We start from the raw sequence: 25,737 nt of genomic DNA, 5'->3' as shown, positions 1-25,737 counted from the left end.
ATGCGGAGCTAAGTAAATCCGAAATTGAACATCCGAATTCCGAAATTTAGATCATATGTTAAGCAGGGTTGCAGCAAGTTTTTATTGGTTAAGCCGCTATATTGAGCGCAGCGATGGTATGCTGCGGATGCTCAAAATTAATTATGCCTCATCGCAGGATACAGTGCAGGAATTTACCTGGGAACCTGTAATGAGGATTTTTGCCGGGCTAAACGCCGGCGAAGCCGAAAAACTGGACAACGACAGCCGGTCGGTTTTAAAGTATATGGTTACCGGGAAAAATAATCCTAATTCAATACTCAACATCATTACACTGGCACGAGAAAACGCCCGCGGTGTACAGGAGCACATCACCAAAGACCTTTGGCAATGCCTGAATGAATATTACCACACCGTAAAAGATCCGCGGCTGGAACGCGCCCTGCACTGGGAAGACCCGATAGGGGTACTGGACGTACTGATAAAACAAGTAATGCTTTATTACGGCACAGTGGAGATTACTATGGAGCGCGGCGAAGGCCGCGCATTTATGAACATTGGCAAATACCTGGAGCGGGCCATCCAGTCGGTTGATATTTTGGATACTAAATTCAGCTCGATAAGTGACAACCCCGATCTGCTTACGGATACCACTTACTGGAAACACCTGCTGCTTTCATTGGGTGGGTACGAACTGTATTTAAAAACATACCGTGAAGGCTTTGAGGCCGAAAATGTTTTGGAACAGGTTGTACTGAACAACGATTTTCCGCGCTCGGTTATTTATTCGGTAAATAATATTCAGCGCTATTTCGACAGATTGAAGAATGACAGCAATGCCGATGACTACAGGGAAATGTCGTTTCAGATAGGCCGGTTGCAAAGCCGCATCAAATACAGTTCGGTAAAAAGTATCAAGCAGGAAGGCCTGCACCTGTTTCTCACCCAGATCAGGAGTGAGCTATACGGCATAGGCAATTCATTAAACCAACATTACTTTGCTAATTCATGATAACAATTTGAAGATGTTTTGATTTGAAGATTTGAAAATGCCGGTCTATCTTTTCATTTTCAAATTTTCAAATCCTCAAATTAAAAAATTAAAACAATGCCTGAATTTAAGATTCAACATATCACCAAATACACTTATGAAGGCCCGGTTCGTGACAGCGCCAACCAAATCATCCTGTTCCCGATAAAAGATGAATACCAGGAAGTGGTAAAACAGGAGCTAAGTATAACCGGCAACCCGGTAGTTGATACTCATACCGATTACTATGGCAACGAGGTTGGCAGCTTCACCTACAGCGACCAGCACAATATGCTGGTCATTAACTCAAAGCTGGTTGTTATTACCCGCCAGCGCCCGTTGCCGGTTAACGATATTTTTCCGGAGCAGCAATGGGAGGATCTTAAACGTCTTCAATACATGGTGCCCTATATTGATTTTCTAAAGCAGGAATATTTTGAAGGCCTGCCCGAGCTACAGGCAATAGTTGAGCAGGAACGGCGTAAAGATGAAACGCCCTTTCAGATAGCACTTCGTTTTTGCGGCTGGGTTTACAAAAACTTTGAGTACATCAAAGGCGTTACCACGGTTGAAACTACACTGGATGAAGTGTGGAAGCTTAAAGCCGGCGTTTGCCAGGATTTTGCCCATATTTTAATGGTGATGCTTCGCCAGCTTAAAATACCATCCCGTTATGTAAGCGGCTATATCTGCACCCATAGCAGTGCTATGCGCGGCGAAGGGGCAACCCATGCCTGGGCCGAAGTGTATGTGCCCGACTACGGATGGCTTGGCATCGACCCTACAAATAACTGTATTGCCAATGAAACTCACGTACGCCTGGCTGTTGGCCGCAATTTTTCAGATTGTTCGCCGGTTAAAGGCGTTTATAAAGGCGCCTACGGCCACAAGCTGGAAGTATCAGTAATTGTTGACGATGCAGATACTATTGTTTTTGAGGATAAAACCCACGAATCGCCGGCTATGCACGCGGTAGCCGAATTTCCTAAAAACAGCTATCAGCGATATATGGAGATCATTCAACAGCAGCAGCAACAACAGCAGTAGGTCAGTTGGCAGTGGCAGTTTTCAGTTGGCGGTAGCAGCGGAGAAATTGTTGTCACACCAACAATGGCATAGGGAATCCCTTATTCAGGTAAATCAACGTCCAGGCTTTGATAAAAAGCAACAAGGCCCGGTGCTATTACATGTACATCATGCTGTTCTTCAATTAAACGGCGGGCGTTGAGGCCAATGTTACGGCAAAATTCTTCGTCGGTAATACAGCGTTCAATGGCATCATAAAACTCCTGCCGGTTATTAGCAATAAGGATATTAGTGCCATTGGTAAAATTGATGCCTTCGGCACCTAATGAGGTAGAGATAATACATTTTTCCATGGCCATGCCCTCTACTATTTTAACCCGCATGCCACCACTTGAAAGCAAGGGTACCACCATAATAGCCTTACTATTCACAAACTCAGAAGCGTCGTCAACCTCTCCCTGGATAAAGATCTTTCCCATCGCTTCATAATCATCAAAGCTATCGGGGATATTATGTCCGGCAACATAAAATTTTACGCGGAGGTCGCCCTCGGTAAGGTCTTTATAAAAATTCTCAATAAACCATTCAATCCCCTCCCGGTTGGGCATCCAATCTAACGAACCTAAAAAAAACAAACTTGGGAACTCCGTTTTATTATAATCAGGCTTATAATCGGTCAGGGAAATACCTACCGGAAAAATATCAACCGGGATGGTAACACCGTATGATAACAGCGTTTTTTTATCTTCATTGGTAAATACAGCAATGGCATCAAATTTATTAAGCTGCTGCAGTTCATAATCTTTCACCCGGCGGGCCAGCAAATGCAGGTACCACTTCTTAAACAGGTCGCTTTTTCGTTGTGCCAGCCTCATCCATACCTGGTGTTCGATATTATGCGACCGGTAAATCAACCTGGCTTTGGTATGCTTACGCATAGCGGTCAGGTAAGGCGTTACAAACAAGCCTTCAAACTGGATAACATCGTATGCCGTCTGGCGCAATTCGCGCAGCAGGAGTTTTTCAAATTCGGCATTGTAATAACGATCAACATCGTTTGATTTTTTGTTGAACAGGTTAGTTATGGAATCAAGTACAGATATATTGATGTTAATGTCATATGATGTGTACCTGATCTTCTGCATCAGCTCATCTTCGTTTGTTTGTACACTGCCATGATATCTTTTCCCGTTTAAAGCTACCAATGCAACTTCATGCCCAAGTGCAATCAGCCCTTTTATGGTATTGCAAACCACAATAGCGTAACCGCCATTCTGCGGAAATGGTACACGATGTGTTAAAATTAGGATCTTCAAACGGTGGATTTGGTTTTTAACAAAAATACCATCCTGAACGTGGTATTCAAAACTTCATTAAAAAATACTTAACTGCGGATCGGTAACCCTGAAAGTGCGGCGGTGATAGGGCGTAAAACCAATCTTCATTACGGTTTCGCGGTGCCTAATGGTTGGATAGCCTTTATTGGTATGCCATTCATATTCCGGGTGTTCGGCCGCTATTTGCATCATATAATCGTCGCGGTAGGTTTTGGCCAGGATAGATGCAGCCGCTATGCTGAAATATTTTCCATCGCCTTGTATAATACACTCATGCGGGATGTTCCGGTATTTTTTGAAGCGGTTGCCGTCGATGATCAGAAACTGGGGTTCAAGATGTAATTTTTCGATGGCCCGGTGCATAGCCAGGAATGATGCATTGAGAATGTTGATCTCATCAATCTCCAGATTATCAACAGATGCGACGGCATAAGCCACCGCTTTTTCCTCAATTTCGGCACGAAGCTGGTACCTTATTTCTTCGGTAACTTGTTTGGAATCGTTCAGCAGGTGATGGTCAAAATCGGAGGGTAAAATCACTGCGGCGGCAAAAACAGGCCCGGCCAAACATCCTCGCCCCGCTTCATCGCATCCTGCTTCCAAAAATTCGTACTGGTACCTGGCTGATAACATCCGGCAAATATAATAAGAGTTGTAAACGTGTTAGTAAAACAATTAGTATGATGTGTTTTTCAACATGCGGCTAACGCATCCTTTACTTAAAAAATTTTTAGCGTAAGCAGGGTAATATCATCAATGGGCTTGCTTTTATAAACGTTGCTCAAATAATCCAACAGCGCCTGGTTAAAATTATCGGGCGATAGCTCGCCATGCGCAAGCACAAAATCAAGTAATTTATCCTCATTCCATATTTTGGTGCTGGGCGATTCAAAATCCATGAGCCCATCTGTATAGTTAAAGATCAGGCTGCCGGGCTCCACATCAACTTCGCCCTCGTTTAAAAAAGGCAGATCTTCAAAAACCCCAATCATGGTGGTACCCAGTTTAAGCGGAATGGCTCCCCCTTCTGAATAAAGTATGGTTGGGTTGTGCCCTGCATTAATATAATTAAGCCGCCGTTTTTTTTGATTATATCGCGCAAGAAACAGGGTGATAAACCGTTCGCCCTTGGTATTGCTGAGTACAATTTTATTTAAACGGTCAATAATATTGGTCAAATCACCTTCAACCGCCGCCCAGGCATGCAGGCTGGCCTGGAAGTTGGCCATCAGTAAAGCAGCCGAAATACCCTTCCCCGATACATCGGCAATACACCATAAAAACTCGTGCTCATTAAGGCGGATAAAATCAAAATAATCACCGCCTATGTTTTGATGCGGAAGATACTTAGCCCCGATCTCCACACTTTCGTCCTTATGTTCACGCATGGGGATCAGCATATTTTGCACCTCCACGGCAAGCTCCATCTCGCGCAAAAAACGTTCTGATTGCAGCCGTTCGCGGAAAAGTTTTTTATTTTCAAGCGCCACAATAATCACGTTCATCAGCGTTTGGATGAAATTAAGATCATTGTTAAGCATCTCACCCGAGGTATTAAAATCGCCGATAAGGGCGTAGGCAAGTGCCTTGCTTTTGTGATATACCGGGATAAAGTAATTATATTTTTTAAGGACAGGGTCGCGGTGCCCGGCAATAGCTATAGGCGCTTTAACCTTACTCAGCTTTTTACACGCACGGGCCAGCACTACCGACGATTCAACGTCGCCGCCATACTTGGCTATACAGGCAAATTTATCATCCTTTTCAATCAAAAACCTGAGTTTACCTACCTGCAAATAGTTTTGCAGGATAACTTCCAGCATTTGAATGAGGATAGGAGTAGCGGTATTTTTGTTTATGGCCCGCGTAATTTCCAATAAAGAATTTAATTCCGACTGCCGTTTGAGCAAAAGCCTGATCAATTCGTCTTCGCCGGAACCGTCGTCTATATTCAGCATATTGATATAAGTACGCTGACTAAAATAGAAGAAATAATTTTTAAATACGAGTACTTTGTGATTTTATATCAAAGGCATCGCGCAAGCCAACAGTAACCAGGTTAAAAGCATAAACCAGCAGCATAATGGCCATACCGGGAATGATAGCCAAAAAAGCCGAATCCATAACAATATAACCATAATGTTCCTTGATCATGCCGCCCCAGGTTGGCATAGGCGGCTGTGCGCCAAAACCCAAAAAACTAAGGCCCGCCTCTAAAAGTATAGCCGAGGCAAAGTTTGAGGAGGCCAAAACCAGTATCGGCCCGGTTATGTTGGGTAAAATATGTTTAGCTATAATGCGCTTGTTGCTAAAACCCAATGCCCTTGCGGCCTCGATGTACTCCACCTGTTTAAGGCCCATTACCTGACCGCGCACCAGGCGCGCCACTTCAACCCACATGGAAAGGCCAACGGCTATAAATATTTGCCATAGTCCTTTACCCAACGCAAATGATATGGCTATCACCAGTAACAGGGCCGGCAGCGCCCATAAAATATTCATCAGCCAGCTTAATGAGGCATCAACCCATCCCCCAAAATAACCCGCTACCGCACCTATAGTTACGCCCAGCAGCATACTGATGATAACCGACATTAAACCCACAGCAAGCGAGATCCGCGTGCCCAGCAGCAGGCGGCTTAGCATATCCCGGCCATAACCATCAGTACCAAGCCAAAAAGTTTTAAAGCCAATGTTTTCTTCATAAACCCTTCCCCAAAACCTGCGATAAACACCGTCATTGGCTTCCCTCACAACAATTTGGCCGTTATAATTAAAAGTAACCCTCCCGTTTTTATAAACCGGCTTTTGCCCGGTCATTACCTCAAAAATATTGTAGGCTTTTTTCTCGGGCTTATCTTCATCGCCAATATATCCGTTAACGTAAATAGAATCTTTAACGAAATGATACCCGGTAACGGGAACTTCTTTATAAAACGACGGCTGCCCATACAGCATCCTGCTGAAAAAATTTACGGTATCAACAGCCTCCGCTTTCCTGAGCTTTAACATCATATAGGTTGAGCCCGGCTTTTTTATACTGAGCTGTATGATCATATTATTGGCCAGGGGCGTATCATCGGGCATAATGAGGTAGCCCAGTATCGCAACAAGCAGCGTGAGCAGGATAAATACAAGCCCGCCTACAGCAAGTTTATTACGCTTAAAAACACGCCAGGTGCGTTTTGCTGGTGTAATTTCGGCCAATGTGTTAATAGTTCATGTGTATTGGCTAAATATCGCTTAAATAGGAGCAATTAGCAATAAGGACAGGTTTCTTTACAATCAAATAGCCAAAAGCAGAAAGCTTAAGGCTGAAAGCTGAATTACAGCTGAAGCCGAAAGCATAAATGGAAGTTAAAAACGAAAAGCCCAAAGCCTATTAACTTAAACTATGCTTCGTCGCAAAAGGATGAAGCTTTAGGCCTTCAGCCTTGAGCTTTCGGCTTATTTAACGATTCTGCCTTTCCAGGCATACTTCTTATTTTTCCCTAAAAAACCGATAATAACGAAATAAAGGATATTAAGCGGCAAAACAAAGCTTACGTACAACAGCAGTTCGCGCCGTTTTAAGAAGTTCATGATCGGTGTCATGTATAACAAGTCTATCGCATATTTAATTCCGATAGTAAGCAAAAACAATTTCAGGAAACAGCTATCGAAAATACCCAGCACGGCTGTTAGCAATAGCATAAAATTACACAGCCAGATACTGAGCGCAAAAGCCACCATCTTTTTATTTTTGTACTTGGTTGATTTTGATGCCCAACGGCGCCGTTGCTGCATAAACTCTTTTAAATTAGGCTTTGCGTGGGTATATACAATTGCCTCGCGCCGTTTTAAAAAGGCTATCCTGCCGGGATAACGTTCTCCAACCTTGTGCAATAAAAGTTCATCATCGCCCGAGGCCAGATCATCGATGCCGGCAAAGCCGCCTACTTCATAAAATACATCTTTACGATAAGCAAAATTTGCCCCGTTACAGGTGGCAGCAAAACCATGACCTAAAAACGCGCCCCCCATACCAATAAGCGATGAAAAATCAAGTGTTTGCATGCGCTCAAATACCGATTGCTCCTGGAAATAAGTTACCGGCGAAGAAATCATAACCAGGTCATGCTGCTCATAAAAGCCAACTATAGTACGCAGCCATTGATTACCCATACGGCAATCAGCATCCGTTGCTACCATTAAGTCGCCTGTTGAAAGTTTAATGGCTTCGGCTATCGCTTTCTTTTTATAGGAGTTAAGTGTTTCACCAAGCTTAAGTTGCAACAGCTTTACGCCCTGTGCCGCATAACTGCTAATAATAGCTGCGGTATTATCGGTTGAATGGTCGTCAACAATAATGACCTCCACCAGGTGTTTGGGATAATCCTGGGCCAAAATATCTTCAATGGTAAGGTGAATCTTTTCTTCCTCGTTACGGGCCGCAATAAGCACAGTAACTTTGGTGCTAAATGTTTGGGCGATAACCGGAGGGGTGGTGACCTTTGCCCAGCCTATCCGGAGATAGATGAGCAACAGCACATAAAGCCCTATGGAAAATAATGAAATAATACTAATCAGCGCGGTCAAAAGAATTTGAGTTTTAAAACAAAAAACGATCCTAAAATAGCAGGAATAAATAAATTAATAAGCCATATTGACGATACACCGGCTATTACGGCGATATTTTGATCGGTCACATACACAAACAGGTGCGAAGCAGTAAAGCCGCGTACACCGATATCAAAAAGATCAAGCGAAGGGATAGCTGATGATACCACGAAAAAAAGCATCAGCATGAGCATCATGGGTACAACAACCATATGCGGCATTAACAACTGAAAAACCAGGAAATACTGCATTGAAAACGTGATATACCGCGCAATGCTAAAACCCATGATGTTGATAAGCTCGTGGGTGTGATACCGGCCCATTACTTCAAAAAAGCGGTGATATTTTTTGATGAACGGAACCCTGTCAAGCAAAGTAACCGCCCACTTGATATGAAAATAAAATATCAGCTGCATAGCTGCAATTACAACGCCGATAACAACTACCCCCCAGGCCAGCAATAAATTGGCATGAATAAAATTGACTACGAACCAGATCATGGCTATTACGCCCAAAACATTGGTTACCGAACCTTGGCTAAATGAACCTACGCCCATGGCAAAAATACCCGGAATACGTTTGCGGGGGGGTAAAAACATCACACGTCCGCCATATTCGCCCAGCCTGTTTGGTGTGGTTACTGCCCAGGTAAGGCCGCAAAAAACCGCCTCAACAGCTTCCCATAAAGAAATATTGATTAATGTTTTGGTTACATAGCGCCATTTAAGCGCTTCCAGAAACCAGTTTAAAAACATCAATATAACTACCAGTCCCATAACAATAACAACATGGGTAGTACTTATTTGCGATGCGAAATGTTCAAACTGCTTTAGGTCGTTATTCTTTTTGTTGAACTGCCGGTAAATAAACCACCCTGCAATTATCAATATACCGGCCTTAAGAAGATACGAAACAACCTTTTTAGCAGAACGTGTCAAGTAGATAAATTTTTATGCAATGTTACAAAAAAATGGGGCATGCCAAAGCTTGCCCCATACAACACGATACTGTTAATTTTGTTTACTTCAATCTTGCTTTTAAAAACACCAGCGTATTTGCATAAGCGTCTTTGGTAGCATCGCTGTTATAAATAGGATTGCTCGGGTTTGCAAAACCATGGTCGGCATCATACTGGTGCAGATAAACCTTTTTTCCGGCGGCTTTCATATCAGCATCAAATTTGGCTACAACCTTAGGGTTAATCCACTGATCTTTATTGGCGAAGTTCCCCAGCACATCGGCGTTTAAGGTTTTTAGTTTATTTACATCCTGTTCGGGCATGCCATAATACATTACACAAGCTACCGCCTTTTTACCCGCAAGTAAGCTGGTTTGCAAACTCCACCCGCCGCCAAAGCACCAGCCAACAGTAGCAATATGTGCTTTGGGGCCGGCATATGCTATGGCTCCGTTTACTATAGCGCGGGCCCTGTCGTCATTTACCGCTTGCATAAATTTCCCCGCGTCTTCGCGTGTGGCAGCTACCTTGCCGTCGTATAGGTCAAGGTCAATGATGTTGACGTTACCCAGGTCATTATAAAGCTTTTCTGATTCTTTTTTTACATAGTCATTAAGGCCCCACCATTCATGTATCACCAATAGATAATTGTTAGTAGGTTTTTTAGCTTTCATAAAAAATGCTGATGCCTGTTTCCCGTCGGATGTTTTGTAGGTGATGACCTCGCCTATACTGCTTTGAAAGCGGATTGGCAAAGGATTTTTGTGCGACAATTTGAACCGGGTATCGGAGGCCAGCATGGCAAACTGCTGTGTTGCCGATGGATTACTGCAGCAAACTATTTTGCGCTGCGCAGAAGTTATAGTGGCTATGCCGATAAATAATGTAAATAAGAGCAGTTTTTTCATAGGGTTCAATTTTATGTTAATTAACGCTGATGTGCGTTAAAACAATTACGTTGATAATATAGTTTTAGTTGCGGGGGTTAATGTGATTAACCGGCATAAATTTACGATAATGCATACACAATTACCTAAAATTTAATGCACGCCTGTTTATTATCCATTGAATCTTATGTGGGTAAAAGCACGTATATAATAATTATCAATATATATTAATATGCCTGTCCCGCCAATTCCTGATAATGAAATGGAAAGGCTTTTAAGCCTTTCGGAGTTTGATCTTGATTATACCGAACACAAAGACAGTTTTAAAGACCTGGCCAAGCTGGCAGCCAAGGTTGCCGGTACGGAGGTTTCGCTGGTTAACCTTATCGACTCCTATACCCAATGGAGCATCAGTGGTCATGGTTTAGAAATCGAACAAATGCCGCGTGAGGATTCGGTTTGTCAGTATACTATTATAGACGGAGAGTATTTTGAGGTTGAAGACTTACGGAATGACGAACGTTTCCGGGATAAATTTTATGTAACCGACGGACCCAAATTAAGATATTATTATGGCATACCGCTAAAGGTAGGCGACGATCATAATATCGGGGCCTTATGTGTGCTTGATAAAAACGTTAAAGAACTCACTCCCGAAAAGGTTGAACTTTTAAAGATCATTGCTAATGAAATACTAAGCAGGTTAAAAGACCTGAAAGTAATTAACAAACTAAAAAGTAAGCTTGCTGAAGCCAGCGAAATTCAAAAAAAGGTGGCTCATGATATCCGCGGGCCGTTAAGCGGGATCATCGGCCTCGCCCAGCTGATCAGCGAACAGGGAGAGGCAAACCAGATAGAAGAAGTGCTGGAGTTTACCAACCTGATCCATAAAAGCGGGCGGTCGATACTGGAGCTTGCAGATGAGATCCTGAGTGCTGATAAAAACGATCATAAACGCATATCCAATGGGGCGGAATTTAACCTGCTGGTATTTAAAGATAAAATTGAACGGCTTTTTATTCCACAAGCCCGCAATAAAAACATTTTGCTTACGGTTACAACCTCATCCGAATCGGAGCGGGTTCCCTTTGCCCGGAATAAACTATTACAAATAACGGGGAACCTCATCTCAAACGCCATAAAATTTACTCCGGCCGGCGGTTATGTTAATGCAGACCTGAGTCTCGAACTGAACGACCATACCCATATACTGCAAATCCAGGTGAAGGACAGTGGTGTTGGCATAGATGAAAAAGGTATCGAAAAAATACTGAAAGGCAATGCAGCGTCAACAGCAGGCACAACTGGCGAAGCCGGCTTTGGCTTTGGGCTGGCATTAGTAAAACATCTGATTGAAACCCTTAAAGGGACAATCAGTATCTACTCAAAACCTGGCGAAGGGACTGTATTTGAGGTAAGGCTACCGCAAAAAATGCAATAATAAAAGAACCTGTCCGGAGAATAATAGGGCATAAAGATTTGCGTAGGCAAAAAAATCCCTAAATAAGTTGTTTCCTGAAGGTAGATTATAGATGCAATGCTTAAGGTAAAATACCGGCCTAAAAGCCCGGTATTTTACCTTAGATTATATTTTTACCAGCTTTTGCCGCCGCCGCCACGGTTATCTCTTGAATAGCCGCCACCGCCACCGCGGTTGCCGCCACCGTAACCACCGCCGCCACGGTTACCACCACCGTAGCCACCGCCACTGCTTCTGCGGTCACCGCCTGGTTTTTTCTCTTCTGCCTGGCTTACTGCAATTGATCTACCTTTAACTTCAGAACCGTTTAGGCCGCTTATAGCTTGTTGTGCTGCCTCATCATCTGCCATTTCAATGAATCCGAACCCTTTGCTTCTTCCTGATTCCCTGTCAATAATAATTTTTACGGAGTTAACTTCACCATAAGCTTCGAAAAGCTGCTTTAAATCGGCTTCCCCTAAAGAAAAAGGAAGACTTCCTACGAATATGTTCATTAATATTTAGTTTTTAATGGGCATGCTTTGTTAATTACCCACGTTTTGTTAACATCAAATATAGTAATAGATATTTGATGATTACTGCATGTTTATGTGAATGAATGCTTTTATTTTAAAAAAAATATTTTTTTTGATCGTTTTGGGAAGATAAATCAAAAAAGCCAACCTATTAATACAAAGGTTAATTGCTTTTGTTTTAAAAGCGTGCTGTTTTTGTAAAATAAATATGTAAAGAAAGCGCTGTCAATATTTTTTTAATATTAACATAACAAAAATTTATTTTCCGGAGATAAATCAGCAGCAAAAATTTAAACTACCGATTCGATCTGGTAGCGTTTGCCATTCAGGGTAAACTCTTCCCCCGCTTTTTTACCGCTAAGCAGGTTTCCTACAGGCGATGCCGGCGACACCGCAAAATAAGTTTTGCCATCAAGCATTAAAGCGCCCGCGCTTATTGCCAGGTAAAAATTGCCCTTATTGGTAAATATCACACTGCCGGATTCGGCATGCATCGATACCCCGGTGGTATTGATGCGGTTTAAAGCCACCAATAGTTTGTTGGCTTCATTTAGCTGCGCCATATTGCGGTTGGTTTCCTGCTGCATCATTTCACGCCCGGTTTCATATTTATCACCCGCGCTGCTTTTGGTATCATCGGTTGACGCCCTTTGGGCATCGGCTATGGCAAGTTCCGCGGCCTCCATGATTTTACGCACATGATTAACACACAATTGATGTAATTCTTTCTTCAGATCGCCCATTTATGATATCAAACAAAAGACTAAAATAGGTGAAAAGATCAAATTTTATTGGCAGAAAAACTGCTGTAAAATAAAAGCCCCCTTGCACTCGCTGCTTGGGGGCTTTAAACCTAAACCTTATCACTATTTGCAGGCGTTAACCTACAAAGTAGATAAACGTTATTAAGTGCAATAATGGTATGTCAGCCTAATTAAAACTGACAAAATAATGATATTCGCACATTACAAGCCAGTCCTTAGTGTATATTAACAGCCTCATCTACAGTTTACCGGCAAAAAATTTAAGGGTTGAAATAATATGTTTTGCCCAGTATGACCACTCGTGTCCGCCCTGGTTTTCTTCATAAATATGAGGAATCTTCTCCTTATCCAGCTTTTTATGCAGGTCACGATTATAATTAATCAGCAAATCATTTATACCGCAATCAAACCGAACAGGCGGCAGCTGGGCCCTGTATTTTTTAAATGTTGCAAACACATCTTCATCGGCCACAATATCCTGTGCATAGGTTTTTAAGGGCTCGCCGGCAAAAAGTTTGATTTGCGGCAAGCTTGTTATAGATGAGAGGCCCGAGATAGCTTTAAATTTATGCCCGTATTTTGCGCCTATCCTCAAAGCACCGAAGCCGCCCATAGATAAGCCCGCTATAAAAAGCGGTGAGTTTTGCTTTGCACCGGGAATGTTTTCCATTACAGCAGTTGGAACATCCTCGGCTATCCATTGCTCAAAATTAAAGCCGCTATGTGGCAAATAACCTGAGCCATCACCCCAAAGCCCGTCTGACGGCATGGCTAATATCATTTTTGGCAATTCGCCTTTTTCAATCAGCTCATTGGTTTTTAAATGAACGCCCCCGCTCATGGCCCAGCTCCAGGCGCTGCCATATACCCCGTGCAGTAATATTACAATAGGTAAAACCTCGTTTTTATTGGCTCCGGGCGGAACGTATACGCAAATATCACCCCGGCCCTTTAAATTGGGCGTTTTTACAGTTATAAACCGTAGCTGATTACTTTCATATTGCGGATTGGAAATTTCTGTTGTTTTAAATGGCATGAGCTTTTTTAGTCGAACACGATAACCCCTTTGGCATTCCTGCCTTTCAGCATGTCATCAAAAGCTTTATCAAGTTCGTTTATAGAATATGTACGTGTAATCATTTCTTCAAGTAATAAGTGCCCGCTGGTATAATGTTGTACTATATCCCGAAAATCAATTTGCGGGCGGCACTTACCATAAAGCGGGTTAAGGTAAATCTTATCCCATTCAAAAAGGCGCATATCAATGGTGATGTCCTGTTCAATACCGCTTACCTGTACGGCCGTACCGGCATTGCGCACCATAGCTAAAGGGGCTGCTCCCAATTCGGGAATAGCGGTGCATTCAAAAGCATAATCGGCCCCGCGGCCACCGGTAAGTTTTTTTACTTCTTCGGCGGCCTTAAGGAGGCCTATATCATCTTTCGTGGCTAAAATAGTGTGTGTTGCACCAAACTTAACAGCCATTTCAAGCCGGGTGGGGTTAATATCAATGGCTATGATCATACCTGCGCCGGCAATTTTTGCACCTTGTATCACATTAAGGCCAACACCGCCGGTACCCAGCACCACTGCCGATGAACCTGATTTTAGTTTAGCCGCATTCACCACAGACCCATAACCCGTCATTACGCCGCAACTGATGATACTTGCCGCAGGGAATGACATGGTTTCCGATGTGTTTTTCACCACTGCCGACTCTTTTACCAAAGTATATCCGGCTATGGTACCGATATTGAAAGACCTTAAAATGGGATCCCCATTAAGCGTTGTTCCGTCAAGGCCGGCATGGCCCGGAGTGTAGCCATTCCCGCCGGCTGCAACCGGCGAGGCTACTTCACACAAATGCAGATTATCCTCCAGGCACTGAAAGCATTTGCCGCAATGCATGGCCCAGTTTAAGATCACCTTATCGCCAGGTAGTACACTGCTAATATTTTTCCCAACCGAAACCACAATACCAGCACCTTCATGCCCTATAATGAACTGCTTTCCCCAGCTTAACGAGTCATGATCGGTATGGCAAAGTCCCGCTGCTTTTATTTTAACCAGCACTTCATCATCTTTCGGTTCGTTCACCACAATATCCTGTACCGAAAAACCACCCTTTCCATTGGCAATAGCCGCCTTGCATATTATAGCCATAATTGAAGGATATGTTAAACGCTTTTCATGCGCCATTAAACCAGTTGAGCAAATAATAGCAACCACTATAGCTTGCCATATTAGCAGTGCTGGATTCGCCAAACCTATGTAACAAAAGTAGGTTAAGCCATGATTCTAAAACTTTAGCAAATTGTCCAAAAAGTGGCCTATATTATCCTCGCAGGCGCTTTTTCTTGCATTTGACAATATTTTTAAAGGGTCGCCGGATAAAATACACCAGTTTTTCACACCTGTAGTTATTGTTAATAATCAACCCTTTACGTTACTTTAAACTCCAATTATAACAAACCATGAAACTAAATAAGCTTTTTATCCTGGGCTGTTTATCGTTTGGCTTTATCCCCGCCGGCGTTAAGGCCCAAACGGGAGCGCTGGGTAATAACGAAATTATTTACCATGTATTCCAGCGAAGTTTTTACGATAGTAATGGCGATTATCACGGCGACCTGAATGGCATCCGCAAAAAGCTTGATTATATACAGGAACTCGGGGTTACGTCAATATTGCTTACCCCACTTTACCAATCCGCTTTTTATCATAATTACTTTGCCATTGATTTTGAGAAGATCGACCCGAAATATGGCTCCCTGGCCGACTACCTTAAACTGATCAAAGAGCTGCACCGCCGGGGGATGAAATTTTATATGGATATGGAAACCCAGTATGTAACCGAAGATTCCCGCTGGTGGAAAGAAGCCTTCGGAAATCCCAAATCAAACTACAGTGATTATATTTTATGGGATGATAAGGACAACAAAAAGCCGTCAACCATAGTATATAACCTCACGGGGCTGACAGGTTACGACAGCGTAACCCGCAAAATAACTACCGCAAATCTTAACAGCGAGGCTTCTAAGGCTTATAATCTAAAATTGTTCAGCTACTGGATAGACCCTAATGGTGATGGCAAATTTGATGATGGAGTAGACGGTTTCAGGCTTGACCATATGATGGACGACCTGGATAATAAAGGCCGTCTTCCACATTTATTCGATACTTTCTGGAACCCTTTACTAACCAAGCTAAGGACCATCAACCCTAAAATTAAAATAGTAGCTGAACAAGCCAACTGGTTTAGTCTTGGTACTGAATACCTGGAACATGGCGGCGTTGACCGGGTATTTGGGTTGCGGCTGTGTTTTGCTATCCGATCGTTTGATAAAAAGCTGCTGTTGGCCAATGCCGATTCAACGCTGACTATGCTGCCGCCCGGTAAACAACAGGTAGTTTTTATTGAGAACCACGATGTGCCGAGGTTTAGCTATGCGGTTAAAGGCGATCTGGCTAAACTAAAAGCTGGCTGTGCATTTAACCTGTTAATGGGCGGCATTCCATCCATTTACTACGGACAGGAGTTGGGCATGACCGGCACCACGGCAAATTTTGGCGCTACCGATGCCAATGAAATTCCCGACAGGGAAGCTTTTGAATGGTACAGAAGCGATACAGGCAAAGGCATGGCCCTGTGGTATAAACAAACCGGCCCCTGGAAAGATCAGTTTAATAACGATAAGCCTAATGATGGTATCTCCCTCGAAGAAGAAAAACAGGACCCAAACTCATTATGGCATTACTATAAACAGATGATCGCCATCCGCAAAGCAAATCCCGCTTTTGCTGACGGCAGTTATAAAACCATCGGCAATGATAATGATCATGTTTTTAGCTTTATAAGGAAGGATGCCGGACAAACTATACTGGTGGCAATAAACCTGTCGGATAAAGAAACAGGAGCGACTTTTGAAGCCGGAGGCAATCCGGTTAATATTATTGGGGACGCAAAACCGGTAGCAAAGGGAGGAAAGCTGGCGGTTAATTTGCCAGCGTTTGGGGTGGAGGCTTGGGAGTTGAAGTAAAAACCTGCGCCCGTTTAAAACTTGCGCTCGTTTGCAACGAGCGCTTAATATGGTTCGGTGATTGTATCGCCGGTCGCGTTATAAACGCAAACCCAAGTTAAGAACTGAAGTAGCTGGCACAAATAAAAAAAACGTCATTGCGAGGAACGAAGCAATCCCAAACTATACAAAGCGGCTCTGCTTATCGGGGATTGCTTCGTTCCTCGCAATGACGGATTCATTAAACTTCTTACATCGAAGCCGAAGCTTTCACATTTTCCATGCCGTAATGTTTCAGGATATCATCAGGTACACCTGTCCATTTGCCGGGTTGGTTACCTGCGTAGCCAATATCTTTCACCCCGATTTCGCTGGTGAAAAAGCCCGAAGCAGTAAGATCGCGCATGCGGTTGAAGAAAGCTACGCCCTGGGCCATTTCTGGTTTGGCTTTTTTAGGGTAAGCGATCATATCAATTAGCTGGATCTGCTGATCTTTAGTGCAGTCGGTAAATGGCTTGCCGAAACGGTTAAGGCATTGCAAATCGAGCCAGCGTAAACCACCACGCATGGGAGTTTGATGATCGGGCATATCTTTTACAATAAACTCTATAAAATCCGGCACCTTGGCATCAGATGCGCTGCCCGATTTTTCATCTTTTGGGATAATGATATCGGCCAGCACAGTGATGGTAGCCATTTCGGCGGCGGTGAAAAATTTATCGGCATGCAGTTTTTTATCCCGCTCAACTTCAAACGGCTGGCGACCTACTTCATCGCCGGCTGCCGCGGTGGTTGTTTCTTCCGCGCCTTTTTTTGTATCGGTTTTACAGGCCTCCAGTAATAATCCTGCCGAAAGTGTACCCAAGCCCAGGGCTTTGAGGGAGTCACGTCTGTTCATAAAATTGTTATGTTAGCTTGTTAAACGTTTAATTTTTTTCTTTCCTGAATAATGTATTCTGCGGTACGCATTGACAATGCAAGGATTGTCCATGTTGCGTTTTTATCCCCTTGTTGTACAAACGGAGCGGCATCAACCACAAACAGGTTTTTACAATCATGCGCCTGGCACCATTTATTTAGCGCCGATTTTTTAGGGTCGTTACCCATGCGGATAGTACCAACTTCATGAATGATCTTACCCGGAGCTTCCAAACCATAATTGGTTTCAGGACCTTGCGGCGGCCCGTATATGGCTCCGCCCATGTTATGCATAATTTCCTGGAAGGTTTCCTGCATGTGCTTAGCCTGTTTAATTTCTTCAGGAGCCCATTTGTAATGGAAACGCAACACCGGGATCCCGTATTTATCAACTACGTTAGGATCAATTTCGCAATAGTTATCATAACGGGCAATAGCAGTACCACGACCGGCCATACCAAATTGGGTACCATAAAAACGGCGGTAGTCATCTTTCAATGATGCTCCGTAACCACCGGCCTCTTTCATTTTACCGTCGCGACCAGGGACAACACCATTCATGTTCTGGATACCACCGCTGAAACCGTACGATGGCATATGTAAACCACCGCCGTATTCAATGTGATAACCGCGAGGGAAATCCAGTTTTTTATTATCAAGCCACCATGGCGAGTAGATGTGTACACTGCCAACGCCGTCTTCATTATAACGCTTGCGGTCCATCAACTGTGGAAGGAAACCACCGGCGCTTGAGCCTGTTGAGTCATGCAAGTAACGACCAACAACACCACTGCTGTTAGCCAAACCGCCCGGGTGCTGGGCCGATTTCGAGTTAAGCAGGATCCTGGCCGATTCGCCTGCACTTGCACCAAGAATAACTGTTTTAGCGTTAACCTGGTACTCCTGCATATCCTCTTTATTAACATATGATACGCCAGTAGCCAGGCCTTCGGCGTTGGTTATTACCTCGCGCACCATAGCATTGGTAATAACTTTTAAGTTACCGGTTTTAATAGCCGGGATTACCAAACATGACGATGCCGAGAAGTCACCATAAACTTTACAACTGCGACCGCACTGCCCGCAGAAGAAACATGCGCCACGGTCTTTATTGCCCGGTAAAGCTTCTGTTAATACCGAACCACGGCCCGGAATAATTTTAACGCCAGCTTTTTGAGCACCTTTTACTATATAAAGCTCATTAAGTCTTGGTTTTGGAGGAGGCAGGAAAATACCATCCGGTTCGTTCTCCAAACCTTCTTTGGTCCCGTAAACACCTATCATACGGTCAACCTTATCATAGTATGGCTTAACATCATCATAGGTGATTGGCCAATCGTCGGTAAGGCCGTCTTTGGCCTGGAAATCACGCGGGCCCATCCTTAACGAGATCCGGCCCCAGTGATTGGTACGGCCACCCAGCATCCGCGAGCGGAACCAGAAAAACTCTGTTTTATCTTTGGTAGTGTAAGGTTCGCCGTCGATTTCCCAACCGCCATAGGCAGCGTCAAAATCGCCGAAAGGACGGGTAGTACCGGCACCGCGGCGCGGCGACTCCCATGGCCATTTTAACTGTTGTGAATCTTTAGCAGGGTCAAAGTAAGCACCGGCCTCAAGCATTAAAACTTTTATCCCGGCGTTGGCCAATACGTAACCGGCCATACCCCCGCCGGCACCCGAACCAACAATCACCACATCATAGGTGGCTGATGATTTTTTAATTTGCAGATCGCTCATATTATATCAAAGTATCCTTCTTTCTTATAGGGAGAGGAAATTACACATGCCTGGAGCATGTTAAAACACAATTTAAGTTATGGTAAAGATATGAACAGGCCACTATATAAGCATCCTGTTCATAAAAAATATTAAAGCTCTTTCAGTTTAATGTTACGGTAGCTAACCAGGTGACCGTGATCCTGCAAAGCAATATGGCCTTTAGGATATTGGGCAAAACCTTTCCAGTTTTTAAACTTGCTATCAGCTAATACTTTGTTCCATTCGTCGCTGCCCATTTTTACATCAACAATTTGGGTGCCGTTAAGCCAGAAAGTAAGCTGACCATCTTTTTTACGCAGCTTCACTTTATTCCATTCGCCGGCCGGCTTGCATACATCTTTTGAAGGGGCAATCATATCATACAATGAGCCGGCAAGGTGGTTGGCTTTTTTGTTGTCGCTCGCATCTTTATTATCAAGCACCTGCATTTCCATGCCAGTTAAGTAAGTTGCGCCAAATTGAGGGTCTTCATGCACCCCGAAAATGATACCGCTGTTACCCTCTTTGCTGATGTTCCACTCTAAGGTAAGTTCGTAGTTTTCGTACTCGCCATCGGTAACCAGATCGCCATGACCTTCTGCTGCCTGCGGATCGAGTTGCAAAGCACCGTCGACAACCTTCCAGCCCACAACGTCCTTTTTTAAGTAGGTGTGCCAGCCATTGGTGGTTTTCCCATCGAACAGTTTGGTTTGTGCCGATACCGACAGGCAAAAAGCCGGGATGGCCATCAGGCCAAGCATGATTTTTTTCATAAAATTATAGTTGTTTTTATAGTATCAGAACCGCCATTAAAATAGCGTTGGTTGGTTGCGGCGGCTCCTGTTGGTTTCATTGTTTTGCTTTGTACAAGGTATCTGACTTAAAAAGTATAAAACTGTTTAAGGGCATATTTTGATAAAACGTTTTAATTGCAAATTAAGTGAACATTTTTTTAGGTCGGGTTAAATATATCGGCTTTTTTTTAATGCTAAAACGATTATCGCAAAAATAAAGTATAAGCCTGCGAAAACCGAGGTAAAAGCTTGGTTACAATGGATAATTTATGGTAGATGGATAACACAGAAAGGGTATCTGATTGTAACAAATGAGGTGCCCCAATTTTTTGATTCCCACAAAAAAGCGAAAAACCATCGGCCGGTATTTTTTTAAAAACAGTAATGTTCCATTTTTTGAGAGTGAAACAGCGGAACGCCTTTTTTATGAAACACATTGATAATCAGCCACCACAAAACACCACAAAACAACACTAAACAACTGATTATCAGTGAGTAAAACCTGAAGAAGTGGCTTTAGGTGTTTCATATGCGGGCCTTAAAAACCCTATTTAATTTAGCTGTTTTTCATAGATTTTAAAGGTTTTTGGGATTAAACGGAAAGAATAGGGCCGCGTACTGACAAAATTCCGTCACCATAATTCCGGGTGGAAATGTGTTGTTTTGCCCCAGGGGCAAAATAAGCCTGGGCTTAACAAACGCTATACCCGCGCCGGCTTGAGGCCGGTTGAGAAACAGCCAACAAGTGCACATAATTTCCGGTTAATGTCACAAGATGCCGATTACCGATACATTTACTTAATGCTGACATATGCCCAATTGCAAAAAAACTTATAATAGGTAATATTGCGCCATTGTGGTTAACCGTATTTTAACACATAGGATTAATCATAAATAACTATAACCCAAGCATTATCGGTAATTAACACTTACTACATTGATCAATTTTTATTTTATAAAACCTGGTTTCAAGAAATCTGGTTTAACGTTTGCATTAAAAGCAATTTGCATACTTTTTATTTTTATTACTGTTGACAATTTCACAACGGCTGCGAATACCCGCACAGCTACCCCGGCCGATACACTGGCCGACAGCGCACTGATGAAAAAGCGGCTGATTAACCAGGCATTTGATTACATTTACGAGCAAAACCTGCGGGTATCAGAAGGAGGAAACGATTACTTTAACAAAATAAAAACCCAGCTTACTGCCGATCTGGCACCGAACTTTGTTTTATTCAGCACGCCAAAGTCGCGGTTCTTTTTCGTCTTTACTCCACGGGTGAAGATCCGCCTGCTGGCCTCACATGGCGCACCGGTAAAATCGCCAAGCTTTATGCCGGGCGGTACGGTGTATTTCAGGGTGAACGAGGACACTTACAATCCAAAGTTCTTTTCGTTCGGTTACTCACATCATTCCAACGGCGTACGCGGACCATCACTTAATCCCGACGGCAGCTTTAACCGCGATAGCGGCAAGTTCACCACCAACTTTTATACTTTAACTTATTACAGCGGCAAACGCTTTGATAAAAAAGACCTGATCATCAACCGCTATGACAACCTGGGTTTAGAGGTCCACGCCGGTTTGTTTAACCTTGGCTTGTCCGAAGGCTTGAAAGATCATTATGGCTTTATCCGCATTAATGGTAGTCGTATGTACAACTTCGCCAAAGCCTATACCGACCCTATTGACAAGAACAAAAAAGTATACCAAAACTGGCAGCGCATCCGGTTCGACTTTACCTATATTGTCGATAAGTACGATAATTACTCAACTTTTGATTTTAAGAAGCGTTTAAACGTCAGCCTGAAATACTATTACCAGTTTCCGTTTATGCCTGATGCTGCCCTTATGGTTGGCGGAGGTTACCGCGGGCAGGATGATTATAACCAGTTTTTCGAAGACAGCTACGGTTATGTTACCATTGGCTTTGCAACAAGCCTGAGTTTTCATACACATAAGTAAAAAAACTACGCCGGCGCTCGGCTCCAGCCGGGTGGCAACTATTTCCAGGCCTCTGGCCTGTATAACGGGGCTTCGGCGGCCAGAGGCCGTTTGATAGTCAACACCCGGCAAGAGCCGGGCGTTAGCAAAGGGGAAAAGAGAAGCGGTTTCGCAGGCGAAACCGCTTCTCTTTTTTTATCGCTGCCGCAAGCCTCCCGGCTTGTGGCCCGCATGCTTAGTAACAGACACGACAATCCATCGCATAACCCTCTTTTTTGTACATTTGCCGCATGGCATCCATTAAACCATCCGTACCCAAGGGCACCCGCGATTTTTCACCTGCCGAAATGGTGAAACGCAATTATATTTTCGATACTATTAAATCCGTTTTCCGCAAATATGGCTATCAGCAGATAGAAACACCCACCATGGAAAACTCATCAACCTTAATGGGGAAATATGGCGAAGAAGGGGATAGACTGATATTTAAAGTATTAGACAGCGGAGAATATCTTGAAAAAACATTAACATATAAAAAGCTATTAGATCTTTCAGGTCAAACACTCCATCAAAGACAACTTCAGGACAAAGTTCTTGCATCGATGGATTCAAAAACAAATTCGGATACGCTTAATTCAACAATATTAGCAGCGCAAGGAAAGCAAAGTGAGATTGAAAGCCAACTGATTTATTTTATAAATGAGTCCTTAACGTCAAAGAGAATAACTTCAGAAATCTCCGAAAAAGCCCTACGCTATGACCTTACCGTGCCTTTTGCCCGTTACGTAGTTCAACACCAAAACGAGATCACTTTTCCATTCAAACGTTTCCAGGTGCAGCCGGTTTGGCGTGCCGACAGGCCCCAACGTGGCCGTTACCGTGAGTTTTACCAATGCGATGCCGATGTGGTAGGCTCTGATTCACTACTGAACGAAGCCGAGTTTATCATGATCTATGATGAAGCTTTAACCCAACTTGGCCTTAAAGACTTCAGCATTAAAATCAATAATAGAAAAATACTATCAGGAATTGCGCAAGTTATAGACAAAGCTGATAACATCATTGATTTAACTGTAGCCATTGACAAACTGGACAAGATCGGCCTCGATGGCGTGATTAAAGAACTGCTTGAAAAAGGTTTTACCGATGCCGATATCGACAAACTAAAACCTGTTATCCTGTTGGAAGGCAACAACACCGAAAAGCTGGCAAACCTTCGGGAAGCATTAGCCCAATCAGAGATCGGCTTAAAAGGCTGCGACGAAATAGAAACCGTTTTCGGCTATATAGAACGCTGCCCGCTTCAAACCGCTAAGCTTGAATTGGACATCACCCTTGCGCGCGGCTTAAACTATTATACCGGCGCCATCTTCGAGGTGAAAACCAACGAAGTAAATATGGGCAGCATTGGCGGCGGCGGACGTTATGACGACCTTACCGGCATGTTCGATAGCAAACAACGCCTTACCGGTGCCGGCATCTCCTTCGGGGCCGACAGGATCTATGACGTACTGGAAGAACTAAACCTTTTCCCGGCCGGCAGCAATCAAACCACGCAGGTACTTATATGCAATTTCGATAAAGAAGGCGAACTTTATAGTTTACCTCTATTACAGCAGCTCCGCCGCCATAATATCAACACCGAACTCTATCCGGCAGGTGCGAAAATCAAAAAGCAGATGGAGTACGCTAACAACAAAAACATCCCTTATGTGGTAGTTATCGGCGACGATGAAATGCAAACCGGGTTATTGACATTTAAAGACATGGCAAGCGGGGTTCAGGAGAAATTGACGGCGGATGAGATCGTAGCAAAACTGAACCGGGATTAAACGGTTTTTCTTGGATTGACAGAATTTGATTTGTACGCGTCTTATTTTCATTTCCCTTTATAGTTCAGAACAAATAACAAAGCCGGGGAAGACTTACGAAGTTTTGAAAACTTCGTAAGTCTGGATTCTACAACATGTCATGGCACCAATCGAAGGGTCGCGCGCAGAGTCCCAGCCCACCACGCTTCGAGAACCTACCCATGACATAATAAATAAAGAATGTTCCCGTCAGCAGGTAAGCTTCGGGTGAAAGCGGACAGAACAATGGTGGCCTTGAGCGCAGGAAGGGGCATAGCAAGTTTTGCAGAAGCATTGGGAAAGCGCGAGCGTAGCGGGGCAAAATATTGCAGCCGCGGTTCTGCCCGTTTTGCAGGGCAAAGGCCGGCGGGGCTGTGGAGTGGGTGAGCGCAAAGAAGCCTATCTGCTGACTTGACTTTTTGGATACTTTTGTGTCAAGACAAACGGCGGAGCCTTCTTGAGCACCTTAAAAAATGAACAATAGCGAAAAACGTATCTGGCCCCGCGCGGCCAAGAGCGCGACGATGCAAGTTCGATACCACTAAGCACCTTGTCTGGCTATAAGAGATTGCTTTATAACTCAGCAATGACGTGGAGGAGATGTCATTGCTCCTTCAGAATCCAACGGATTTAAATCATTCAGCATGACACCCCTTTTTCTCCTCGTGTGGCGACGCGTCACCCTGAGTTTACCGAAGAGTCGTGCGCAGAGGCCTGGCCGCCATGCTTCGATAAGCTCAGCATAACACCTGTTTTGTCCCTAATGTTTCCTATCCTTTTTTCTCTCCCTCATTCTTTTTCAAATGCCCTTCAAGCTGCGGGTTTTGAGGTGGAAGTGTTTTTACGCGGTGTTCAACCTCGGTTTGTTGAACATGAACGGCGTAATCTGCGGGCTCAATATGGCTCCCGCTGGCCTCGGCGAATACCTGGGTAAACTCGGCACCGATGTACAATATGGCCGATGTATAATAGATCCAAACCAATATCACAATAATAGAACCCGCTGCGCCATAGGCCGACCCTTGCGCGGTATATTGGATATAAAGACTGATGAGATACTGCCCTATCATAAACAGAATTGCTGTAAATACCGCGCCGCTGCGCACATCGCGCCATTTGATTTTAACATCGGGCAAAAACTTAAATATAATGCCAAACAAGGTAGTGATCACCACCAGGGTAATGCCCAGGTTTAGCACCTGTACAAATACTTTCGTAAAAGAATCGATACCGGGAAAAAAATGTTGGATCTGATCCTTCAGGGCACTTATGACCAGGTTAATAATAAGCGATGCCAACAATAAAAAGCCCAGGCTAATGATGAGCGAAAAGGACACAAACCGGTTTTTTAGCAATTGCATCCAGCCGCTTTTAGGCTTGGCTTTAACCCTCCAGATTATATTAAGTGAATCCTGGATCTCGATAAAAATACTGCTCGCGCCCAATAAAAGCGTAACCCCGCCAATAATAACCGCTATGCCCGATTTCCCCGACAGCGCAAGGTGCTTTAAGGCATCCTGAATCTGTGCTGCCGGCGTTTTGCCAACATAACGAACAATTTCGGGGTACAACCGCTCCGTTGCGGCATCCCGTCCAAAAACCAGGCCGGCTACCGATATTACAATAATTAATAACGGGGCAATTGAAAAAACGGTGTAATAAGCCAGCGAGGCGCTTAATTTTAAGCCATTATCTTTTGAAAAGCCCGTGAACGATGCCAGCAGAACCTTCCATAGTTGTTTAAAGTATGCTTTGCTTAAAAATTTCATGCCTGTTTTTTGTAGATTAACCCTGCTTATGTACGGTTAAGCAATATTAATGCCTTTTGTATGGTTTTGTAATAAAAGTTGTAAGTTTTGAAACAGGGCTGCCTAA

General features: G+C 43.7%; 21 protein-coding genes. 6 read left to right on the top strand and 15 right to left on the bottom strand.

Annotated features, from left to right (window positions below; translation table 11 throughout):
* Nucleotides 1–55 precede the first annotated feature (55 nt).
* Entirely contained in the window at nt 56–991 is a 936-nt protein-coding gene (locus ACP26M_RS22230; protein WP_426583392.1) for an alpha-E domain-containing protein, read from the top strand.
* Between the two features lie 96 nt (nt 992–1,087).
* Nucleotides 1,088–2,056: a transglutaminase family protein gene (locus ACP26M_RS22225; protein ID WP_426583390.1), complete on the top strand. Its 969-nt coding sequence runs from the start codon at nt 1,088–1,090 to the stop codon at nt 2,054–2,056.
* An 80-nt stretch (nt 2,057–2,136) separates the two neighbouring features.
* Here the strand turns inward: ACP26M_RS22225 and ACP26M_RS22220 are convergent, their stop codons facing one another.
* The 7 genes from ACP26M_RS22220 to ACP26M_RS22190 form a co-directional block, all read right to left on the bottom strand.
* A complete protein-coding gene (locus ACP26M_RS22220; protein ID WP_426583388.1) occupies nt 2,137–3,351 on the bottom strand; it encodes a glycosyltransferase family 4 protein in 1,215 nt (404 codons plus the stop codon).
* Between the two features lie 57 nt (nt 3,352–3,408).
* The gene (locus ACP26M_RS22215) at nt 3,409–4,005 is read right to left on the bottom strand and encodes a ribonuclease HII (protein ID WP_426583386.1); all 597 of its coding nucleotides are present in this window, start codon (nt 4,003–4,005) and stop codon (nt 3,409–3,411) included.
* Nucleotides 4,006–4,091: 86 nt separating this feature from the next.
* Entirely contained in the window at nt 4,092–5,330 is a 1,239-nt protein-coding gene (locus tag ACP26M_RS22210; protein WP_426583384.1) for a PP2C family protein-serine/threonine phosphatase, read from the bottom strand.
* A gap of 40 nt (nt 5,331–5,370) precedes the next feature.
* Nucleotides 5,371–6,579, bottom strand: coding sequence for an ABC transporter permease (locus ACP26M_RS22205; protein ID WP_426583381.1), 1,209 nt, complete (start codon nt 6,577–6,579; stop codon nt 5,371–5,373).
* A gap of 240 nt (nt 6,580–6,819) precedes the next feature.
* Nucleotides 6,820–7,950 carry a glycosyltransferase family 2 protein gene (locus ACP26M_RS22200; RefSeq protein WP_354485171.1) on the bottom strand — a complete coding sequence of 377 codons (1,131 nt, stop codon included), beginning with the start codon at nt 7,948–7,950 and terminating at the stop codon, nt 6,820–6,822.
* On the bottom strand, nt 7,947–8,909 hold the full coding sequence (locus ACP26M_RS22195; RefSeq protein WP_426583379.1) for a hypothetical protein: 963 nt from the start codon (nt 8,907–8,909) through the stop codon (nt 7,947–7,949). The genes ACP26M_RS22200 and ACP26M_RS22195 overlap by 4 nt, the downstream gene beginning before the upstream one ends.
* A gap of 82 nt (nt 8,910–8,991) precedes the next feature.
* Nucleotides 8,992–9,837, bottom strand: coding sequence for a dienelactone hydrolase family protein (locus ACP26M_RS22190; protein WP_426583377.1), 846 nt, complete (start codon nt 9,835–9,837; stop codon nt 8,992–8,994).
* A 211-nt stretch (nt 9,838–10,048) separates the two neighbouring features.
* Here ACP26M_RS22190 and ACP26M_RS22185 point away from each other — a divergent pair, with 211 nt between their 5' ends.
* On the top strand, nt 10,049–11,257 hold the full coding sequence (locus ACP26M_RS22185) for a sensor histidine kinase (RefSeq protein WP_426583375.1): 1,209 nt from the start codon (nt 10,049–10,051) through the stop codon (nt 11,255–11,257).
* A gap of 152 nt (nt 11,258–11,409) precedes the next feature.
* Here ACP26M_RS22185 and ACP26M_RS22180 read toward each other — a convergent pair whose 3' ends face one another.
* From ACP26M_RS22180 to ACP26M_RS22165, 4 genes are all read right to left on the bottom strand, one after another.
* On the bottom strand, nt 11,410–11,790 hold the full coding sequence (locus ACP26M_RS22180; RefSeq protein WP_090532614.1) for an RNA recognition motif domain-containing protein: 381 nt from the start codon (nt 11,788–11,790) through the stop codon (nt 11,410–11,412).
* A 311-nt stretch (nt 11,791–12,101) separates the two neighbouring features.
* A complete protein-coding gene (locus tag ACP26M_RS22175; RefSeq protein WP_426583372.1) occupies nt 12,102–12,554 on the bottom strand; it encodes a 3-oxoacyl-ACP synthase in 453 nt (150 codons plus the stop codon).
* Nucleotides 12,555–12,813: 259 nt separating this feature from the next.
* Nucleotides 12,814–13,611 carry an alpha/beta hydrolase gene (locus ACP26M_RS22170; RefSeq protein ID WP_426583370.1) on the bottom strand — a complete coding sequence of 266 codons (798 nt, stop codon included), beginning with the start codon at nt 13,609–13,611 and terminating at the stop codon, nt 12,814–12,816.
* 8 nt (nt 13,612–13,619) lie between these two features.
* Nucleotides 13,620–14,738, bottom strand: coding sequence for a Zn-dependent alcohol dehydrogenase (locus ACP26M_RS22165; protein WP_426583368.1), 1,119 nt, complete (start codon nt 14,736–14,738; stop codon nt 13,620–13,622).
* Nucleotides 14,739–15,049: 311 nt separating this feature from the next.
* Here ACP26M_RS22165 and ACP26M_RS22160 point away from each other — a divergent pair, with 311 nt between their 5' ends.
* Nucleotides 15,050–16,615 carry an alpha-amylase family glycosyl hydrolase gene (locus tag ACP26M_RS22160; protein WP_426583366.1) on the top strand — a complete coding sequence of 522 codons (1,566 nt, stop codon included), beginning with the start codon at nt 15,050–15,052 and terminating at the stop codon, nt 16,613–16,615.
* 229 nt (nt 16,616–16,844) lie between these two features.
* On the opposite strand, the gene ACP26M_RS22155 is transcribed toward ACP26M_RS22160, so the two are convergent.
* From ACP26M_RS22155 to ACP26M_RS22145, 3 genes are all read right to left on the bottom strand, one after another.
* Complete coding sequence (locus ACP26M_RS22155) at nt 16,845–17,492, bottom strand: gluconate 2-dehydrogenase subunit 3 family protein (protein ID WP_426583364.1); 648 nt, start codon at nt 17,490–17,492, stop codon at nt 16,845–16,847.
* Between the two features lie 20 nt (nt 17,493–17,512).
* A complete protein-coding gene (locus ACP26M_RS22150) occupies nt 17,513–19,249 on the bottom strand; it encodes a GMC family oxidoreductase (RefSeq protein WP_426583362.1) in 1,737 nt (578 codons plus the stop codon).
* A gap of 131 nt (nt 19,250–19,380) precedes the next feature.
* Nucleotides 19,381–20,043, bottom strand: a complete 663-nt coding sequence (locus tag ACP26M_RS22145; RefSeq protein WP_426583360.1) for a 3-keto-disaccharide hydrolase — start codon at nt 20,041–20,043, stop codon at nt 19,381–19,383.
* A gap of 958 nt (nt 20,044–21,001) precedes the next feature.
* Between ACP26M_RS22145 and ACP26M_RS22140 the strand changes: the two genes are divergently transcribed.
* Both ACP26M_RS22140 and hisS read left to right on the top strand, forming a co-directional pair.
* Nucleotides 21,002–22,033 carry a hypothetical protein gene (locus ACP26M_RS22140; protein ID WP_426583358.1) on the top strand — a complete coding sequence of 344 codons (1,032 nt, stop codon included), beginning with the start codon at nt 21,002–21,004 and terminating at the stop codon, nt 22,031–22,033.
* A gap of 269 nt (nt 22,034–22,302) precedes the next feature.
* Nucleotides 22,303–23,844, top strand: a complete 1,542-nt coding sequence (gene hisS, locus ACP26M_RS22135) for a histidine--tRNA ligase (RefSeq protein ID WP_426583356.1) — start codon at nt 22,303–22,305, stop codon at nt 23,842–23,844.
* Between the two features lie 788 nt (nt 23,845–24,632).
* Here the strand turns inward: hisS and ACP26M_RS22130 are convergent.
* Entirely contained in the window at nt 24,633–25,631 is a 999-nt protein-coding gene (locus ACP26M_RS22130; RefSeq protein WP_426583354.1) for a YihY/virulence factor BrkB family protein, read from the bottom strand.
* Nucleotides 25,632–25,737 lie beyond the last annotated feature (106 nt).

It is taken from the genome of Mucilaginibacter sp. R-33 (assembly GCF_049949235.1).
Taxonomy (GTDB): domain Bacteria; phylum Bacteroidota; class Bacteroidia; order Sphingobacteriales; family Sphingobacteriaceae; genus Mucilaginibacter.
The sequence above is the reverse complement of the archived record's forward strand: the minus strand, read 5'-3'. Positions and strand labels throughout refer to the sequence as shown.

Coding starts and splice junctions, on each gene's coding strand:
- ACP26M_RS22230 (WP_426583392.1), top strand. CDS start 56: ATGTTAAGCAGGGTTGCAGCAAGTTTTTATTGGTTAAGCCGCTATATT.
- ACP26M_RS22225 (WP_426583390.1), top strand. CDS start 1,088: ATGCCTGAATTTAAGATTCAACATATCACCAAATACACTTATGAAGGC.
- ACP26M_RS22215 (WP_426583386.1), bottom strand. CDS start 4,005: ATGTTATCAGCCAGGTACCAGTACGAATTTTTGGAAGCAGGATGCGAT.
- ACP26M_RS22210 (WP_426583384.1), bottom strand. CDS start 5,330: ATGCTGAATATAGACGACGGTTCCGGCGAAGACGAATTGATCAGGCTT.
- ACP26M_RS22190 (WP_426583377.1), bottom strand. CDS start 9,837: ATGAAAAAACTGCTCTTATTTACATTATTTATCGGCATAGCCACTATA.
- ACP26M_RS22185 (WP_426583375.1), top strand. CDS start 10,049: ATGCCTGTCCCGCCAATTCCTGATAATGAAATGGAAAGGCTTTTAAGC.
- ACP26M_RS22180 (WP_090532614.1), bottom strand. CDS start 11,790: ATGAACATATTCGTAGGAAGTCTTCCTTTTTCTTTAGGGGAAGCCGAT.
- ACP26M_RS22175 (WP_426583372.1), bottom strand. CDS start 12,554: ATGGGCGATCTGAAGAAAGAATTACATCAATTGTGTGTTAATCATGTG.
- ACP26M_RS22170 (WP_426583370.1), bottom strand. CDS start 13,611: ATGCCATTTAAAACAACAGAAATTTCCAATCCGCAATATGAAAGTAAT.
- ACP26M_RS22165 (WP_426583368.1), bottom strand. CDS start 14,738: ATGGCTATAATATGCAAGGCGGCTATTGCCAATGGAAAGGGTGGTTTT.
- ACP26M_RS22160 (WP_426583366.1), top strand. CDS start 15,050: ATGAAACTAAATAAGCTTTTTATCCTGGGCTGTTTATCGTTTGGCTTT.
- ACP26M_RS22155 (WP_426583364.1), bottom strand. CDS start 17,492: ATGAACAGACGTGACTCCCTCAAAGCCCTGGGCTTGGGTACACTTTCG.
- ACP26M_RS22150 (WP_426583362.1), bottom strand. CDS start 19,249: ATGAGCGATCTGCAAATTAAAAAATCATCAGCCACCTATGATGTGGTG.
- ACP26M_RS22145 (WP_426583360.1), bottom strand. CDS start 20,043: ATGAAAAAAATCATGCTTGGCCTGATGGCCATCCCGGCTTTTTGCCTG.
- hisS (WP_426583356.1), top strand. CDS start 22,303: ATGGCATCCATTAAACCATCCGTACCCAAGGGCACCCGCGATTTTTCA.
- ACP26M_RS22130 (WP_426583354.1), bottom strand. CDS start 25,631: ATGAAATTTTTAAGCAAAGCATACTTTAAACAACTATGGAAGGTTCTG.